General features: G+C 62.0%; 15 protein-coding genes. 5 read left to right on the top strand and 10 right to left on the bottom strand.

Annotation, left to right across the window (positions count from 1 at the left end; all coding sequences use genetic code 11):
- Positions 1 to 41: 41 nt before the first annotated feature.
- Positions 42 to 1,970, top strand: coding sequence for a transglycosylase SLT domain-containing protein (locus ACJRW5_RS09530; RefSeq protein ID WP_484570286.1), 1,929 nt, complete (start codon positions 42 to 44; stop codon positions 1,968 to 1,970).
- Between the two features lie 66 nt (positions 1,971 to 2,036).
- Here the strand turns inward: ACJRW5_RS09530 and ACJRW5_RS09525 are convergent, their stop codons facing one another.
- From ACJRW5_RS09525 to yegS, 3 genes are all read right to left on the bottom strand, one after another.
- On the bottom strand, positions 2,037 to 2,843 hold the full coding sequence (locus ACJRW5_RS09525) for an MOSC domain-containing protein (RefSeq protein ID WP_484570285.1): 807 nt from the start codon (positions 2,841 to 2,843) through the stop codon (positions 2,037 to 2,039).
- Positions 2,844 to 3,179: 336 nt separating this feature from the next.
- Positions 3,180 to 4,112, bottom strand: coding sequence for a chemotaxis protein CheV (locus ACJRW5_RS09520; RefSeq protein ID WP_484570284.1), 933 nt, complete (start codon positions 4,110 to 4,112; stop codon positions 3,180 to 3,182).
- A 91-nt stretch (positions 4,113 to 4,203) separates the two neighbouring features.
- Positions 4,204 to 5,121, bottom strand: a complete 918-nt coding sequence (gene yegS, locus ACJRW5_RS09515; RefSeq protein ID WP_484570283.1) for a lipid kinase YegS — start codon at positions 5,119 to 5,121, stop codon at positions 4,204 to 4,206.
- A gap of 175 nt (positions 5,122 to 5,296) precedes the next feature.
- Between yegS and ACJRW5_RS09510 the strand changes: the two genes are divergently transcribed.
- Positions 5,297 to 5,995 (top strand): pirin family protein, encoded by a 699-nt coding sequence (locus ACJRW5_RS09510; protein ID WP_484570282.1) that lies wholly within the window; start codon positions 5,297 to 5,299, stop codon positions 5,993 to 5,995.
- A 138-nt stretch (positions 5,996 to 6,133) separates the two neighbouring features.
- On the opposite strand, the gene ACJRW5_RS09505 is transcribed toward ACJRW5_RS09510, so the two are convergent.
- The 3 genes from ACJRW5_RS09505 to ACJRW5_RS09495 form a co-directional block, all read right to left on the bottom strand.
- Positions 6,134 to 7,693 carry an FGGY-family carbohydrate kinase gene (locus ACJRW5_RS09505; protein WP_484570281.1) on the bottom strand — a complete coding sequence of 520 codons (1,560 nt, stop codon included), beginning with the start codon at positions 7,691 to 7,693 and terminating at the stop codon, positions 6,134 to 6,136.
- A 273-nt stretch (positions 7,694 to 7,966) separates the two neighbouring features.
- Positions 7,967 to 9,550, bottom strand: coding sequence for a glycerol-3-phosphate dehydrogenase/oxidase (locus ACJRW5_RS09500; protein WP_484570280.1), 1,584 nt, complete (start codon positions 9,548 to 9,550; stop codon positions 7,967 to 7,969).
- 2 nt (positions 9,551 to 9,552) lie between these two features.
- Complete coding sequence (locus ACJRW5_RS09495) at positions 9,553 to 11,148, bottom strand: FAD-binding oxidoreductase (RefSeq protein ID WP_484570279.1); 1,596 nt, start codon at positions 11,146 to 11,148, stop codon at positions 9,553 to 9,555.
- A gap of 137 nt (positions 11,149 to 11,285) precedes the next feature.
- Here ACJRW5_RS09495 and gliR point away from each other — a divergent pair, with 137 nt between their 5' ends.
- Positions 11,286 to 12,320 (top strand): AraC family transcriptional regulator GliR, encoded by a 1,035-nt coding sequence (gene gliR / locus ACJRW5_RS09490; protein WP_484570278.1) that lies wholly within the window; start codon positions 11,286 to 11,288, stop codon positions 12,318 to 12,320.
- Here gliR and ACJRW5_RS09485 read toward each other — a convergent pair.
- The 4 genes from ACJRW5_RS09485 to ACJRW5_RS09470 are packed head-to-tail and all read right to left on the bottom strand — an operon-like array spanning position 12,317 to position 14,767.
- On the bottom strand, positions 12,317 to 12,916 hold the full coding sequence (locus tag ACJRW5_RS09485; RefSeq protein ID WP_484570277.1) for an HvfX family Cu-binding RiPP maturation protein: 600 nt from the start codon (positions 12,914 to 12,916) through the stop codon (positions 12,317 to 12,319). The two genes, gliR and ACJRW5_RS09485, sit on opposite strands and share 4 nt — an antisense overlap.
- Before the next feature lie 5 nt (positions 12,917 to 12,921).
- Positions 12,922 to 13,632: an HvfC family RiPP maturation protein gene (locus ACJRW5_RS09480; RefSeq protein ID WP_484570276.1), complete on the bottom strand. Its 711-nt coding sequence runs from the start codon at positions 13,630 to 13,632 to the stop codon at positions 12,922 to 12,924.
- Positions 13,629 to 14,471, bottom strand: coding sequence for an HvfB family MNIO-type RiPP peptide maturase (locus ACJRW5_RS09475; RefSeq protein ID WP_484570275.1), 843 nt, complete (start codon positions 14,469 to 14,471; stop codon positions 13,629 to 13,631). Before ACJRW5_RS09475 ends, ACJRW5_RS09480 begins: the two co-directional genes overlap by 4 nt.
- A 17-nt stretch (positions 14,472 to 14,488) precedes the next feature.
- Positions 14,489 to 14,767 (bottom strand): HvfA family oxazolone/thioamide-modified RiPP metallophore, encoded by a 279-nt coding sequence (locus ACJRW5_RS09470; protein WP_484570274.1) that lies wholly within the window; start codon positions 14,765 to 14,767, stop codon positions 14,489 to 14,491.
- 592 nt (positions 14,768 to 15,359) lie between these two features.
- On the opposite strand from ACJRW5_RS09470, the gene ACJRW5_RS09465 reads away from it, so the two are divergent.
- Positions 15,360 to 16,304 carry a hypothetical protein gene (locus ACJRW5_RS09465; RefSeq protein WP_484570273.1) on the top strand — a complete coding sequence of 315 codons (945 nt, stop codon included), beginning with the start codon at positions 15,360 to 15,362 and terminating at the stop codon, positions 16,302 to 16,304.
- 286 nt (positions 16,305 to 16,590) lie between these two features.
- Complete coding sequence (gene rpsU / locus ACJRW5_RS09460) at positions 16,591 to 16,845, top strand: 30S ribosomal protein S21 (RefSeq protein ID WP_484570272.1); 255 nt, start codon at positions 16,591 to 16,593, stop codon at positions 16,843 to 16,845.
- The last annotated feature ends 35 nt before the right edge of the window (positions 16,846 to 16,880 follow it).

Below are 16,880 nucleotides of genomic sequence, written 5' to 3'. Positions count from 1 at the left end.
GGACCGTGTTGCCCCATCACCCGCTTGCCCCTGGATATACCATGCGCAGTCGCTTTCTCTCCGTCATCTCCTGTCTGATCCTCACCACTGCAGGCGTCGCCAGCGCCGAAGCCGCCAGCCTCGCCCAACAGCGCCAGTACTACGACGAAGCCAGGCGCGCGTTGGCCAAGGGTGACAGTGGGCCCTACCGCAATTATCAGGCGGCTCTTCGTGACTACCCGCTGACGCCTTATCTGGCCTATGAAGAGCTGACCAGCCGGCTCAAGTCTGCCAGCAACGCCGAGATCGAAAAATTTCTCGCCGAACATGGCGATCTGCCGCAAGCCAGCTGGATGAAACTGCGCTGGCTGCGCTGGCTGGCCGAACGTGGAGACTGGAAGCCATTTCTCGCACATTACGACCCCGACCTGAACTTCACCGAACTGGACTGCCTCTACGGCCAGTACCAGATGAGCCATGGGCAGGTTGCCGAAGGCAACGCCACCGCCGAGAAGCTCTGGCTGGTGGGTAAATCGCAGCCCAATGCCTGCGACCCGCTGTTCGAGCGCTGGGCGGCCAACGGCCAACTCACCGAAAATCGCCGCTGGCAACGCACCAAGCTGGCTGTCGAGGCCGGCAACTATGGCCTGGCCAACTATTTGGTCAAGGGTCTATCCACGCTGAGCGGCCACGGCAAGCTGATGCTCGAGGTGGCGCAGAAACCCCAGATACTGAAGCAAACTGCGCGCTTCGCGCCCGCCGATGAGGCCATGGGCGACGTGGTCGGTCTCGGCCTGCGCCGCCTGGCCCGGCAGAGCCCAGAAGACGCCCTGCCCCTGCTGGACAGCTATGCACAACGCATGAAGTTCTCGGCAGACGAAAAGGTCGCCATCGCCCGGCAGATCGGCCTGACCCTGGCCAAGCGCTTCGATATGCGCGGGCTGCAGGTGATGGCCAAGTACGACCCGGAGCTGCGCGACAACAGCGTCAGCGAGTGGCGCGCACGTCTGCTATTGCGTAACGGTCGCTGGGAAGAGGCCTACCAGCTGACCCAGCGCATGCCCTCGGATCTGGCCAGCAGCAACCGCTGGCGCTACTGGAATGCACGCAGCCTGCAATTGGCTCAGCCCAACAGCCAGCAACCGGCGGTACTGTTCCAGGCCCTGGCCAAGGAGCGGGACTTCTACGGCTTCATGGCGGCCGACCAGGTCAAGGCGCCCTACCAGTTGAACAACCAGCCACTGAGCGTGGACCCCAAGGTCATCCAGAAAGTCCGCAATACTGCCGGCATCCGCCGTGCCATGGAGTTTCACGCCATGGGGCAGATCGTCGATGGCCGACGTGAGTGGTATCACGTCAGTCGCCTGTTCAGCCGCGATGAACTGGTGGCTCAGGCGCGCCTGGCCTATGAGATGGAGTGGTACTTTCCGGCCATTCGTACCATCAGCCAGGCCCAGTACTGGGACGACCTGGAAGTTCGCTTTCCCATGGCTCACCGCGATGAACTGGTACGCGAGGCGCGTCGGCGCGAGCTGCACTCCAGCTGGGTGTTCGCCATTACCCGGCAAGAAAGCGCCTTCATGGCCGATGCCCGTTCTCACGCTGGCGCAATGGGCCTGATGCAGCTGATGCCCGCCACCGCACGGGAAACAGCGCGCAAGTTCGGTATTCCCCTGGCATCGCCACAACAGGCACTCAACCCGGATACCAACATCCAGCTGGGCGCTGCCTACCTGAGCCAGGTCTACGGCCAGTTCAACGGCAACCGCGTGCTCGCCTCGGCAGCGTACAACGCCGGCCCCGGCCGCGTGCGGCAATGGCTGCGCGGCGCCAACCACCTGAGCTACGACGTCTGGGTGGAAAACATTCCCTTCGACGAAACCCGCCAGTACGTACAGAACGTCCTGTCCTACTCGGTCATCTATGGTCAGAAACTCGATGCGCCACACCCGCTGGTGGCGTGGAACGAGCGCTTTTTCGACGATCAGTAAAAACTGAAGCCCCAATCAGATGCGCATCCGATCGGGGCTTCACGTCGCCAAAGTGTCGCTGCCGGATTACTCCAGCACCTCGACCGTCATCCCTATCTGCAGTTCACCAACACCGCGCGGCAGCAGGTTCTGGCCGAAGTACACGTCGCCATCGCGCTCGCGATAGGTCTTGAGAGTCGCCAGTGGCTCTCGCTGGGCGTTGCGCTCACCGGTCTGCGGATCGATGGTGGTGAGGATGCAACGCGAACAGCCCTTGGCCACCTCGAATTCCACCTCACCGATGCGCACGCGTTTCCAGCTGTCCTCTGCGTAAGGCTCACTACCGGTGACGACCAGATTGGGGCGGAAGCGCATCATCGACAGCGGCTGCCCGACCCGTTGCGAGAGATCGTCCAGGGACGCCTGACCGATCAGCAGCAGCGGAAAACCATCGGCGAACGCCACACGGTCGCCAGGCTGTGCATAGGCGGTATCGACCTGGCGAGTGCGCTCTTCCGGCACCTGCACCAGGCGACAGGATTTGCCCAACAGCGCGCTGAGCCATGCGGCCGCCTCATCGCCGGCATCCGGCACGCGCAGACTGTCGCGCCAGACAGTCACGCCACGCAGCGCCTGCTCGGGGTCAGGCAGGGCCACGGACAGATCGTCGACACCCGGAGCGCTCAGCGTCAGACCACCTCGGACGTCGTAGAGAGCACTCAGCTGACTCATTTGTGGCAACAGGCGTTGAGTGATGAAGCGACCGTTATCAGCATCCACCACCATCCAACGGCGATCGCCGTTGAGGCCCAGAGCGTCGACAGCACTGCGCTGCAGCGCCTCGCCGCGCCCTGACTTGAGCGGATAACGATACAGCTCCGAAAGACTCAACATGGCTCAGCTCCTGTCGGCAAAACGCCGTTATACGAGCTGACAGCGATGCTCACAAGCACCAGGGCAAGCGGGTGGACGTGAATCGGCAAAGTGGGCGTAGGGTTAATGCTGACCAGATAAGGCTCGCCAAGCCGCTTTGCGTAAGAGCCCCGCCCCGGGGCGAAGCGCTTAGAGTCCGCGTCGTACGGGTTCGCGGCGGGGCGCCGCTCCTACATGTTCGACGTATTGAGGCTTAACTGACTGGCATTAGGCGTAGGATGGCTTCAGCCCACCACTCCAGCAGCGGCGCTCGGCGGGTTGCCCCCGCCCAACAGCGAACCGAAACGGCAACGATCCCTAGCGGGACTCGTCCAGCTCAAGACGCTGGCGAATCACATCGACCAGCTTGTCCGGCTGGAATTTGGAAAGGAAGTTGTCGCAACCGACCTTTTTCACCATGGCTTCGTTGAAGCTGCCGGACAACGACGTGTGCAGCACCACATACAAATCACGCAGGCGTACATCGCTGCGGATCTCGCTGGTGAGTCGATAGCCGTCCATCTCAGGCATCTCGGCATCGGTGAAGATCATCAGCAGCTTGTCAGTCATCACCTCACCGCTATCGGCCCACTTCTTCAGCAGGTTGAGTGCCTTTAGGCCGTCGCTGGCCATATGCATACGGATGCCCAGTTGCGAAAGGGTGTCGCGCAACTGGCTGAGGGCAACACTGGAATCATCGACCAGCAGCACCTCACGCCCACGCGCTTTCTCCAGCAGCGGATCGGCCAGCTTCTCCGCCGAGACCTTGGTACTCATCGGCACGATTTCGGCCAGTACCTTCTCGACGTCGATCACCTCGACGATTTGCTCGTCGACCTTGGTGATCGCAGTCAGGTAGTGCTGACGACCGGCACCACCAGGCGGTGGCTGAATCGACTCCCAGTTGAGGTTGAGAATGCGGTCCACACTGCCAACCAGGAAGGCCTGCACCGAACGGTTGTACTCGGTGACGATGATGGTACTGCGCTCATCCGGCACCAGCGGGCGCATGCCGATGGCCTGCGACAGGTCGATCACCGGCAGTGTCTGGCCACGCAGATTGACGACGCCACAGACGAAGCGGTGACGCTGCGGCATCAGCGTCAACTTGGGCATTTGCAGGACTTCCTGCACCTTGAACACGTTGATGGCGAACAACTGCCGACCGCCCAGGCGGAACATGAGAATTTCCAGACGGTTCTCGCCGACCAGTTGCGTGCGTTGATCTACTGAATCAAGAATGCCGGCCATCATGCGCTCCCATTGTGTTTAGTGAGTCTAGCCTGCCATTGCGGTTATCGGCGGGCTGCCGGCAGACTGAAGCGTTGCTGGCGCACGGCCATCATGCCTCAGGGCTCCTCCCCTGACCAGCAAGCAGCGGTGAATGCCTGGGCAGATGCAAACGCAAAGCACCAGGTTGTGCGCTGAAGCGCAGATGCTTGCTTTCCATCGGCTCGCCATCGAGGTTCAAATCCAGCCCCTCCTGCGCTTCTACCTCCAGCCAGGGCAACCGTGCATTGATCGCGACGCTCTGCAGACCGTGCATCCCACCGGAAAGCAAGGTGCCCAGCGTGCTCACCACATCCTGCGCGGCAGGCACGATGCTCACATCCAGCAATCCGTCATTGATAGTCGCTGCCGGACAAAGCATATGCCCGCCTCCGGCCTGCCGCCCGTTACCGATACCCAGCGCGAGAAACTCACCCTGCCATTCGAAATCAGGCCCGTGAAAATGCCCTGTGGCAGCACGCACCTCAGAGAAACGGCTGAGCCCGGTCAACAGGTAGGCGGCGCCACCGAGCACTTTCTTAAGTTCCTCCGGCGTATTGGCCGTGACGTTGGAGCCAAAACCACCGGTCGCCATATTGAGGAAAGCGCGCTCGCCTGCCATCCCGACGTCCACCGCCACCGGTTCGACCTCAAGCAAGGCCAGCGCGGCGGCGGGAGTCAGAGGCACGCCAGCAGCGTGGGCGAAATCATTGGCGGTGCCCAGTGGCAGCAAGGCCAGGCTCGCATCGCTCTGCGCCTTCACCAGGGCCTCGACCACATCGCGCAGCGTCCCGTCGCCCCCACCGGCGATCAGCGTCGGATAACCCGCCGCCAGTCCCTCCTCGACCAGCCGCTCGGCGTCGCCGCTTTCCCAAGTCAGGCGCACGGCCAGATCCCAGCCACGCTCACGCAGACCATTCACCGCAGCCCTGACCTCTTCGTTCAGGGCCTGCTTGCCATGCAGAATCAGCCACGCCTTGCGCTCGCCCATAACACTCCTCCTTGAAAGGTTCAGCGAAAGCCTAGTGGCTGGCTCTCGCCCAATTAATCGATATTTTAGATAAAAACACAGAAAATATTGCGCTTTTAAATCGACCCGTCAAAACGGATCATCTCGCCATCGACACTGCCGAGAACTCAACCCCGGCACGACAGGAGGATTGACCATGATCGATGTACGTCCGTTCGCACAACTCGGTGGCGCTCACCATGGCTGGCTCAACGCCCGCCATCATTTTTCCTTCGCCGAATATTACGACCCGCAGCGCATGAGCTGGGGCAACCTGCGTGTCTGGAATGACGATGAGATTGCGCCACACTCAGGCTTCCCACCGCACCCACATCGCGACATGGAGATCATTACCTACGTTCGCGAGGGGGCGATCAGCCATGAGGACAACCTGGGCAACAAGGGCCGCACCGAGGCTGGTGATGTGCAGGTAATGAGTGCCGGCACCGGCATCGCCCACAGCGAGTACAACCTGGAGGATGAAACCACCAAGATCTTCCAGATCTGGATTCAGCCCAATCAGGCTGGCCTGCCGCCTTCCTGGGGTGCCAAACCATTCCCGAAAGGCGACCGTTCGGGGGCCTTCGTTACACTGGCCAGCGGTTACGAGGACGACGTCGATGCCCTGCGTATCCGCACCGATGCCCGGCTGGTAGCCGCCACCGTCAAGGCTGGGCAGAGCGCCGAATATGCTCTGCAGCCGGGGCGCAAGGCGTACCTCGTCGGGGCCACTGGTGCCTTCAGCGTCAACGGCGTGGACGTCAAGGCCCGTGATGGCGTGGCTATCGCCGATGAGGCGCTGATCCGCATCAAGGCACAGGAAGACAGCGAGATCGTGCTGGTAGATGTCGCCTGATGCCTAACCAATCGCCCTCCACTCTGGAGGGCGACTTGTTTTCTGTAGGAGGGGCTTTAGCCGCGACCTGGGTATTGCTCGGTCGTGACTAAAGCGGAGCGCCGCCCGGCCCCTCCCACAATGTTCATCACCTTCAGCCTACTCCGGATAACCAGTGATCTTGCGAATACGCTGGTACAGCGGTTTCAGCTGGCGATACATACGCTGGTAGACCTGCCTGTAAAGCTGCTCATAGGTGCGCTGCGCAGACGGGTTGGGCTGGAATACCTGGCCGACGCGGGTCATGGCGGCGATTGCCGTCTGGTAATCGGCGTGCAGCCCCAGGCCTACTGCACAGTTGATCGCCGCGCCCAGACCGCTGGTCTCATAGAGATGTGGGCGCTCGGCTGGCAAACCGAAGATATCGGCGGTCAGCTGCATCGCCGCGTCACTCTGCGAACCACCACCGGAGACGCGCAGGCGCTCGATGGACGTTCCGGAGCGCTTCTCGATGCGCTCCTTGCCCTGGCGCAGGGCGTAGGCCAACCCCTCGAGAATCGCGCGATACAGGTGCGCGCGGGTATGTACATCCCCGAATCCGATGATCGAGCCCTTGGCTTCCAGGCCGGGCTCGCGGATGCCCGGCGTCCAGTAGGGCTGCAGCATCAGCCCCATCGAGCCGGGTGGCACGGCGTTGACCAACTCATCGAACAGCGCCTCGGGCGGCACGCCCAGCGCCTCGGCCCGCTGCATCTCACGCAGGCCGAACTCGCGCTTGAACCAGCTGACCATCCAGAAACCGCGGTAGATCATCACCTCGGTGTTGAAGTGATCCGGCAACGCCGCCGGATAGGGTGGGATCAGCCGAATGGTTTCCAGATAGCGGCTGCGCGTGGTGTTGATGGTCGCGGTGGTTCCGTAGGACAGGCAGGCCGTGCTGGCCTCCAGCGCACCGGAGCCGAGCACTTCGCACGCCTTGTCGGCACCGGCGGCGATCAGCGGCAGGCCTTCCGGGATACCGGTATGACGGCTCGCCTGGGCCGAGACATGACCAAGGTGCTCGCCCGGCTTGAACAGCTCGGGTAACTGTTCACGCCGCACCGCCAGCGCCTGCCACTTCCAGTCGCCGGGCGCTGCCCAGCGCAAACGCTTGTAGTCGAACGGCAGGTAGGCCACGCAACTGCTGGTGGAGTCGACGAAACGGCCGCACAGACGATGAGTGAGAAACCCCGAAAGCAGCAGCACCTTGTGTGCACGTTTCGCGATGTCCGGCTGGTGCTGGGCGACCCAGTTGACCTCGGCCTGACCACGGAAGTGATCGACCGCCTCCTCGGCGCGGACCAACTTGAACAGCCATCCCCAAAGACCCTTGATACGTCCGTGCACCTCGGCACGACGCTGATCGAGCCAGAGAATCGCCGGACGCAGAGGCGTCCCTCGTTCGTCGACATGAATAACGCTGCCACGCTGAGTGGTCACGGCCACGCCCTTGATCAGACGGCGGTCGATATCCACTTGCTGCCACAGCAGGCGGCAGGCTTCGCCGAGACTGGCCCAGTAATATTCCGGGTCCTGCTCGGCCCAGCCCGGCTGAGTGGAGAAATAGGGATCAAGCTCCACCTTGCCCTTGGCGAGCAGATTGCCCTGGGTATCGAACAACAGCGCGCGCACGCTCTGGGTGCCGTTGTCGATGCTCAGCAGGTAGCTTGGTTCGCTCAAGGTGTGGCCCTTTTGTTATGTCTCCCCTCTCCCATTCATGGGAGAGGGGCGGGGGGAGAGGGTGTTTCGTCTGAGCCAGGTGGCCTGCGAATAAACGCGTTCCCTCTCCCGCAAGCGGGAGAGGGAGCTGATCGGAGTTGCCGCAATCTAGCTACGTAGCCCGGATGAAATCCGGGAGCTGCATCGTCGTTCATCCCCGGATTGCATCCGGGCTACAAGCGACCGGCTCGGGTAGCAGCGGATTGCCGTTGCCCACGGTGCACCCTACGCACATCATTCGCTGTCATCCGGCAGGCTATAGCAACGCCGCCACAACGCCAGGTAATCCGCCTCCTCCTGCTGCCAGCGCGCATCGTTCCAACCCAGGCGCGGCTGGCACAGCGCGCGGATGCGCGGCAGTTCGGCGCGGCCGCCTTCGGCCAAGAGCAGGCCCAGGCGCGTGCGGCGCAGCAGCAGGTCGTCCAGGTGCAGTACCAGCTCGCCCTCGGCGGCCCAGGCCAGCTCGGCCCACAGGGCGTTCGTACCCGCGACGCAATCGCCGCCCACCTCGTCGATCAGGCGCAGTACCTCGCCCAGCTGGCGGCCATGGCGACCGGCCAGCCGGCGTTGCTGCGCCGGAGTCAATGCCGGCATCGGCGTCGGTGTACTCGAAGCGAAGACCGCGCCGCCCTGATCGTCCACCGCTTTGCCGACGAAGCCCGCGCAGGCGCGCAGTACCTCCAGCGCCAGCAGGCGAAAGGTGGTCAGCTTGCCGCCGGCCAGAGTCACGCTGCCTGGTTCGATCCATAGCGCATGTTCGCGCTTCTCGTCCGAGGGCTTGAGTCCGGTGCTGCCGTCGCTCACCACCGGGCGCACGCCGGCCCAGGTCGACAGCACGTCGCCACGCGTCACCTGGGCAGTGGGAAACTGCTGGCCACAGGCGGCCAGCAGGTAATCGGCCTCCTCGCTGCTGATCGCCGCCTCGGCGTCCAGATCGCCGTCGTGATCCAGGTCGGTGGTGCCGATCACCGTCGCGCCTTCCCAGGGAAAAACGAACACCGGCCGGCCATCAGTGCCATGCATGAAGCTGAAGGCATGCGCCACCGGCAGGCGCCAGCCCGGCAGTAGCAGATGACTGCCACGCAGCGGACGAATGCGGCCATTGCCGGGCTGACGCAGGCGATCGGCCCAGGCGCCAGTAGCTTGCGCCACGGCGCGACTGCGCAACCGATAGCGCGCGCCCGTCTGCGTATCTTCGACAAGCACGCCGGTTACCTTGTCCGCCTCGCGCAGCAGCTCGATCACGCGCATGCCATTGAGCGCCTCGCCACCCTCGGCGCGCGCCTCACCCAGCACGCGCAGCACCAGGCGGGCATCGTCGGTCACCGCATCGAAGAAGCGCGTACCACCGAGCAAACCTTCCTCGCGCAGGCCCGGCGCCAGGTAGCGCAGCTGCTGCAGCGGGTAAAACAGATGGTTGCGTTTGCCGGCCAGGGCGTCGTACAGGCTGAGCAGACCGCCGAATACCTTCGGCCCGGGAAACCCGCCACGATAATGCGGCATGACGAAGCTCAGCGGCTCCACCAGCCCCGGCGCCTCGCCGAGCAGGCGCTGGCGCTCGCGCACCGAGTCGCGGGTCAAACCCAGCTGGCCCTTGGCGACGTAGCGCAGGCCGCCGTGGACCATCTTCGACGAGCGACTGGAGGTGCCCCAGGCAAAGTCGCGCTGCTCCAGCAACAGGCAGCGCCAGCCGCGCCGCGCCGCCTCACGGAGGATGCCGGCGCCGCAGATGCCGCCGCCGATCACCAGCAGATCCCAGTCGCGCGCGGCCAGCTCAGGCAGTGCACGCTCGCGCCAGGCGGCGCTCCAGGCTTCCATCCTCAGTCCTGCAACAACACGCCGGGCGCCAGGCGTTGGTCGGGATCGAAATGCGTGGCCAGACTGCGCAGCGTGGCCATGCCCAGCTCGCCCTTCTCCGCCGCCAGATACGGCGCATGGTCGCGACCGACGCCGTGCTGATGGCTGATGGTGCCGCGATTCTCGGCGATGGTACGGCTGGCTGCCGCCTTGAGCCGCTGCCAGCGCGCCATGGCGGCGGCGTAGTCGGCGCCGGGGCGAAACACATAGGTGGTGTAGATGCTCGACCCTTCGCCGTAGACGTGCGACAGGTGGGTGAACACGTGCACCCGCTCGCCGTCGCCGGCCAGCTCGTCACGCAGGCTGGCCTCGACCTTGTTCAGCAGATTGTCGACGTTCGACCAGTCGGTGGCGGTTTCCAGGGTGTCCACCAGGTAGCCGCGCTCCCACAGGCCATGACGCAGATAGGGGAAGCGGAAGCGGTTCTGCTCCCACTTCTTGCCCAGCAGGGTGCCGGTGAACACACCGCCGAAGCCTTTCAGCAGGCGCCGTGCCTGTTTCAAGGAGGCGGCGTTCTGCACGCGGCTACCGGTGACACCGAAGGTCAGCATGCATTTGCCGTCGCGGGCGCCGCGCAGGGCCAGGTATTTCTCCAGCAGGGCGATCTGCTGCGGGTGGCCGGCCAGGGCCAACTGGGTGCGGGTTTCGATGGCGTTGGACAGGCGCAGCATGGACAGCGGCACACGCGCCTGGGCCAAGGTGCGGACGGCGCTCAGCGCCTGCTGCCAGTCGGGCAGGAACACGGCAAAGAAGCGCTCCTGCTCGGCCAGGCGGCTGATGCGCACGCGCACCTCGGAGATCACCCCGAAGCGCCCTTCCGAACCCAGCACCAGCTCGCGCAGATCGGGGCCGGCGGCCGATGCCGGGAAGGTCGGAATCTCCAGCGTACCGGCGAAGGTTTCCAGCTTGCCGCCGGCGAACAGTTGCTCGATGCGTCCGTAGCGTAGCGACTGCTGGCCACTGGAACGACTGGCGACCCAGCCGCCGAGGGTCGACAGCTCCCAGGATTGCGGGAAGTGGCCCAGCGTATAGCCGCGCGCGCGCAACTGGCTTTCCACCTGCGGACCGTTGGCGCCAGGGCCGAAGGTGGCGATCAGGCTGTCCTCGTCGATATCCAGCAGGCGCGTCATGCGTTCCAGCGACAGGGTCAGCACCGGGCGCTGCCCGGCCTGCGGGTTGATGTGGCCGGCCACCGAAGTGCCGCCACCATAGGGAATCAGGGTGACGTCGTGGTGCTGCACCCAGGCCAGCAACTCGCGGATCTGCTCGGCGCTTTCCGGGCAGGCGACACCGTCGGGAAACAGGCCGAAGTCACCGGAGCGCATGGCCAGCCAGTCCGGCAGGCTCTGGCCGCGGGCGTGGCGTACACGCATCTCGGCATCCTGGCTGACCAGCGGATTGGGGGGCAAGCGCGAAGCCGGCACCCGCGCCAGTACCTCCTGCAGGCTGGCATCGGCCAGGCGCTGCCCCGGCCCGACCCGTTCGGCGAGAAAGGCCTCGCCATGCGCCGGCAATTCCACTTCGGTCGCCTCGTCACCCCATCCGTTCCAGCGTCGCATTGCGTTCCCCATTCCGATCAGCGCTCATGGCTGCCTATACTAGCCAGCCGCCAAATTCCGTCACTGACGGATCGTGACAGTCGCTGTCGCCAATCGAGACAGGCTGAGCACCATTTCACCCAGAACAAGAAGAATCCATGGAAAACCTCGGCTACACCTCGGTTCCCGCTCTGCTCAAGTACCTGCGCCAGGCCGAACAACTCGGTCTGGATATCGACCGTGCGCTGGCGGCCGCCGGTGTCCAGGCGCAGGATCTGGCCGACAACGGCAAGCGGATTCCCAGCGAGGTGCACGAACGCCTGCTGGCGCATCTGCTGGAGGTGTCCGGCGACCCGCTGTTCGGCCTGCACGCCGCGCGTTTCGTGCAGCCCGGTTCGTGGAGCGTGCTCGGCTACATCGCCATGAACTGCGCCACCCTGGGTGAAGCCATGGGCCGCATCGTGCCGTACGAGAAACTGGTGGGCGACATGGGCACCAGCCGTCTCGAAGCCGCCGAGGATCACGTGCGGCTGATCTGGAGCTGCCGTCATCAGGCGCCGCAGGTGCGCCGGCACATGGTGGAGAACGTGCTCGCCTCCTGGCTGCTGTACGCGCGCTGGATCGCCGACTCCGAGCATTCGCCGCGCGAAGTCTGGTTCGAGCACGTGCAACCGGCCGGCACCGAGCTGGAGGAATACCAGCAGCTGTTCGGCTGCCCGGTATTGTTCGAGCAAAGCTGCAACGCCCTGCTGGTGCCGCTGGACTACCTTGGCGTACCGCTGCGCCAGGCCGACGCCAACCTGCTGCGCACGCTGGAAGAACACGCCCTGACCCTGATAGCCGGGCTGGACGACGACGAGCCGCTGCCGCATCGGGTGAAGAATGCCCTGCGCCTGCTGCTCAAAGACGGCCTGCCGCGCAAGGAACGGGTAGCCGAACGGTTCGACATGACTGTGCGCACCCTGCAGCGCCATCTGCAACAGGCCGGCACCAGCTACCAGCAGATCCTCGACGAGCTGCGTCAGGAGCTGGCCGAGCACTACCTGCTGCGCAGCGACCTGGCGATTCAGGACATCGCCTGCTACCTGGGCTTCACCGAGTCACGCTCGTTCCACCGCAGTTTCAAGAGCTGGACCGGGCAGACGCCGGGCGAATTCCGCGAGCGCCGGCGTCGGGACAATCCACTGGGCTAGCGTGGCGCCCTGAAGCGTCGCGCCAGCCAGTAATCCAGGCTCAACCAGCGCCCTGCCCCACTGAAGAACAACGCCACCAGCATCACCAGGTAAGTGGCAGCGAACTCGATGCCGTTGTTCAGCACCACGAACTTGCCACTACCGGTCAGCCAGTCGTAGTTGCCATGCTCACGCAGGATGCTGCGCGCCCGCTCGAGTTTCTCCGCCGCTGCCTGCACGCGCTCGTTGGCGAACGGCGCCGAGGGGTCGGCAATCGCCTGCCAGCCGTAAGGCCAGTGCACGGCGAAAATCGCCACCAGCATGGTGACGATCAGCGGGATGCTGATCCAACGCACGGCAAAGCCGAACAGCAGCAGAATCGCGCCGCCAGCCTCGGTCAGTGCAGCGGCCCACGCCAGCAGTTCAGGGAACGGCAGACCAAGGCCCCAGTCCGGGTTGCCGAACCAGGCGGCGGTGGCGTCGATGTCGGACAGTTTCTGCGTGCCGGCCATCCAGAACACCGGCACCAGATACAGGCGTAGCAGCAATGGGCCGAGAAAATCCAGGCGCCGGGTAGCCTCCAGCGCATCCTGGAAGCGATTGAGCAAAGCGATCATGACGGTCAGTCCTCGGAATGGGGAAACCAGATATCGCGCGCCTGCCAGTCAGCCAGCAGCGCGCGGGCATTGTCGAAATAGGCGCGATCGGCGGCCAGGCCATGGGCCGTGGCCAACTCCAGCTGCGCCTGCACGGGTGGCTCGCCGGCCTGCAGGCGCAGCGCCAGCTGATAAGCGAAGGGCGTCAGTTGCATGAAGCGCACCTGATCCTGGCGATCGCGCCAAACCAGAAGACAGGTCGGCTCGGCAGGCGGCTGCTCAGGGCAGTGATCGACACCTATCCTCTGCACCGGCCAGCAATACGCCAACGGCCAGGCCAGTGGTGACCAGCCGCGCGCCGGCAACTGCGCATCGCTGACATCCAGCGCCAGCTCGACCCACTCGTAATGCGCCAGCTCGAGCATGAACGCAGGATCGCCAGGCTCGGACCGATAACCCTGCTGCAGCCAGGCGATGAACTCCTGGCTGATCTCGAGAAAGTACGGCGTGCCTGCTTGGTGCTCGGCGAAGAACACCTTCAGCAGCCGTTGCCAGCGCTCGCCCCCAAGAATGCCGCGCAGCACCGGAAAGGCGCCACCGACCAGGCTGGCGACATTGTTGAAGAACAGCTCTTCATAAATCGCCATGCGCTCGGCGCTGATGCCCGGTAGCAATGGCTGCGCCGCGGGCTGGCGAATACGCGAGGCGAAGTCGCGCTGCTGCTGAACACCGCTCATGTGCCGTACCTGCTCAGCGGTTGCGCGGCCTGTTGCAGGCTGCGGATATGCGCCAGCTCGACGTAAAGCTCGGCCAGTGGCGGGAAGTTGAAATCACGTTCCAGCAGCGTCGGGCGTACGCCATGTTGTGCATAGGTGTTGCTCAACAGCGCCCACACCGGATCGATGACCGGCGCGCCGTGGGTGTCGATCTTCAAATCCGCCGCCTGGTCGTAATGACCGGCGACGTGCAAATAGGCGATGCGCTCGCTGGGCATCGCGGCAATGTAGGTATCGGCATCGAAGCCGAAATTCAGGCTGTTGACGTAGACGTTGTTGACGTCCAGCAGCAGTTGGCAATCGGCACGCTCCAGCACGGCGCAAACGAAATCCGCCTCGTCCAGCTCGCCAGGCAGACGCGCGTAGGCCGAGACGTTCTCGATGATCAGCGGCCGCTCCAGCACGTCCTGGACGATGCGCACGCGCTCGGCGATGCGCGCCACCGACTCTTCGGAAAACGGCAGCGGCATCAGGTCATACAGCTGGCCATCGTCGGCACAGGCCGACAGATGCTCGCTGTAGGCCAGCACGCCATGCGCGTCGAGAAAACCCTTGATGGCGTGCAGCAGCTCCGGGTTCAGCGGCGCGAAGCCGCCGAGGTTGAGGGACAGACCATGGCACAGCAGCGGCCGGCGCTCGCTCAGGGCACGCAACTGCTTGCCCAGTCGACCGCCGACACCGATCCAGTTCTCCGGCGCCACTTCGAGAAAGTCGGCGCCGTTTGCACCATCGCCGGTCAGCTCGGCGAGCAGCCCGCGACGCAGGCCGAGACCGGCGCCAGTGAGGTGTGCGAGTTGCATGATCTATCCCCCTGCCCTTACTCGCTCTTTTCGCCGCCGCACTTGCCTTCGCCGCATTTGCCCTCGGCGTCGCCTTTCTTATCGCCACCGCAGGAGCCTTCCTTGTCGGCTTTCATCTCGCCACCGCATTTGCCTTCGCCACAGGAACCTTCCTGCGCCTTCTCGGCAGCTGCCAGGCTATAGCCGCTGGACAGCTCCTGAGCGGCGAACGGGTTGCTCGCGGCATGAGCGGTGAATGCAACGGAAGTCAGCAGCGCGGCGCCCAGGGTAGCGGTCAGGGTATTGAGTTGTTTCATGGCATCTCTCCATCGGTTTCGAATGCGGGGCCGGATTGGCACCCTCGCAGCAATGGACGAGGCGGGGGTGCGGGCGTTACAGCGAGGCGGAAAATTTTTCGCAGCCCGCATGCAATCCGGGGAGCTTTGCCCGCCACCAGTCACGGCCGAGACTGCATGGATGCAGGAGATAGAGCGAAGCAGAATGCCAGAGCCAAAAGCCCCTCCCACAGGCACAGGAACATCCACCGCACCGTGGGAGGCGCTTCAGCGGCGATGCTTTCGATAGTCGGTAGCCTGAACATCCGCTGCCAACGGTGGATGAGAAAAGTGTCATCCAACCTACGCGCAGCAACTCTGTGTCGACCGTTAACTTCGACACAGTCGCTCGCGCGCCTTGCACCTTTCCAGTGCCTTTGTGTATACCTATCCAGTAGTAATGAAAGCGCGACGTGTGGAAGTCAAGCGAATACGTGCTGGCGCATGCTCCGCCTTCTAAACTATTGAAAGATTTAAACTTTTCTAATTCTTCAGCTTTCAATTTTCGGAGTTATACCGCCCTCCATGCTATTGAATTAGTACGGAAGACTATCTAATCACTGTTAGGCTTACTATGTTCCGAATAACAGAAAACCCTCCTGAAGCATATATAAACAACAAAAAAGTCACTCTGAAATATTACAGCGAGATAATTGAAACGGAAATTGAGTGCAACCTATCAGATCTAAAAGAAGTTAACACCTCGGATTTTCCAAACTTATTAATCGCAAGAGTAAATATTGATACAGGCATACTCGTACAAAACGCGAGAATGTTTATGATCCACAGAGATCAAGAGGCTGAAAGCTTTGCATTCACCATATTTTTTGGCCATGAGCCCGGAGCCTGGGGAGAAAAATTATCTAATAAAGCCATCTATCGAGAAATTTCAGAAATCCTCTCCGAAAAGAAGCTAGATGGGCGTATAGGTATCGAGTACTCAGACAGTGAGATATATATATTTTCAAATTTTCACGACACCCAGGAAGACACTTACGAATTAATTACAGAAACACTAATTCTGGCTCAGGAGTTAATTGATACCGCTGAGAGCCGCCTCCTTGGCTTCAAGTGGAAAAATGATTACAACACTAACGAAGATCTCTTCACAAAAGAGCTTGTAATTCCACTAATTCAAAAAATGGGCTTCATGCATGTCCGGTACAACCACGGCCCATCAGAATATGGTCGAGACATTCTTTTTAGCGAGCCAGACAAGCTCGGAAACATCCGCCGACTAGCGGCACAAGTTAAAGTAGGCGACATTAAAGGCGGCGCAAATTCATTAATTGACACAATAATCTCTCAAATTGATGATGCTTTCTCAATGCCAGTACAAGGGGCAGGACAATCGAAGACCTACCATATATCTGACATGCTCATCATCTCTAGCGGAAAAATTAGTGAGAACGCAGTAAAGAAAATCAACAGCAAAATTGACCCAAGGCTATCTGGTAGCGTCTTTTTTATCGACAGAGATGACCTCGACTGGTTAATTAAAAAGCACTGGCCCCTTTGAGCCCGCCTAACAATGTATATGGACTCACCCCACAAGCAGTGAGCAATAGCTTTTCGAACCTATCGACAGCGCGGTTGCATTCGTATATCCGGCCTGTTGTGGGCGCTACCGCCCTGGCCATTCTGTAGTTCGCGTAGCGGGGGCCAAGCGTAGGAAAAATGGGGACAGATTTTACGACACAGCGCCACCAGCCTGAAAATAAGTCTGTCCACCTCCTCCAAATCGGCCTCCGAGCCAAGGTGTTAGAAACCAAAGATGGAAAAGTATCAGTCCTTAAAACACAAAGATGACAGTATCAATCAACGTAGAAGATGGTGAGCCAATTGAGGTTGCACTACGCAAGCTCAAGAAAAAAGTAAAGCACGAGACAGACCGACGCTGGCACAAGCGAAGATTTGGTTATTACGAGAAACCATCCATATTGAAGCGCAAGGCAAAAAAGATGAAAGCGCTTTCAATACAGTCAGGTGGGAATTTGTGGTTGAAGATTGGCCTCAAGGAACAATTTTCCAAAAACGGTAACTCAGCTGCGGGGTGCTAACAAGTAGCCCGGACGACCACCGCAAACGGTGGATA

This window comes from Pseudomonas pichavaramensis (assembly GCF_050473265.1).
Classification (GTDB): Bacteria; Pseudomonadota; Gammaproteobacteria; order Pseudomonadales; family Pseudomonadaceae; genus Aquipseudomonas.
Note: the sequence above shows the minus strand (reverse complement) of the source record. Positions and strands in the feature narration are given on the sequence as shown.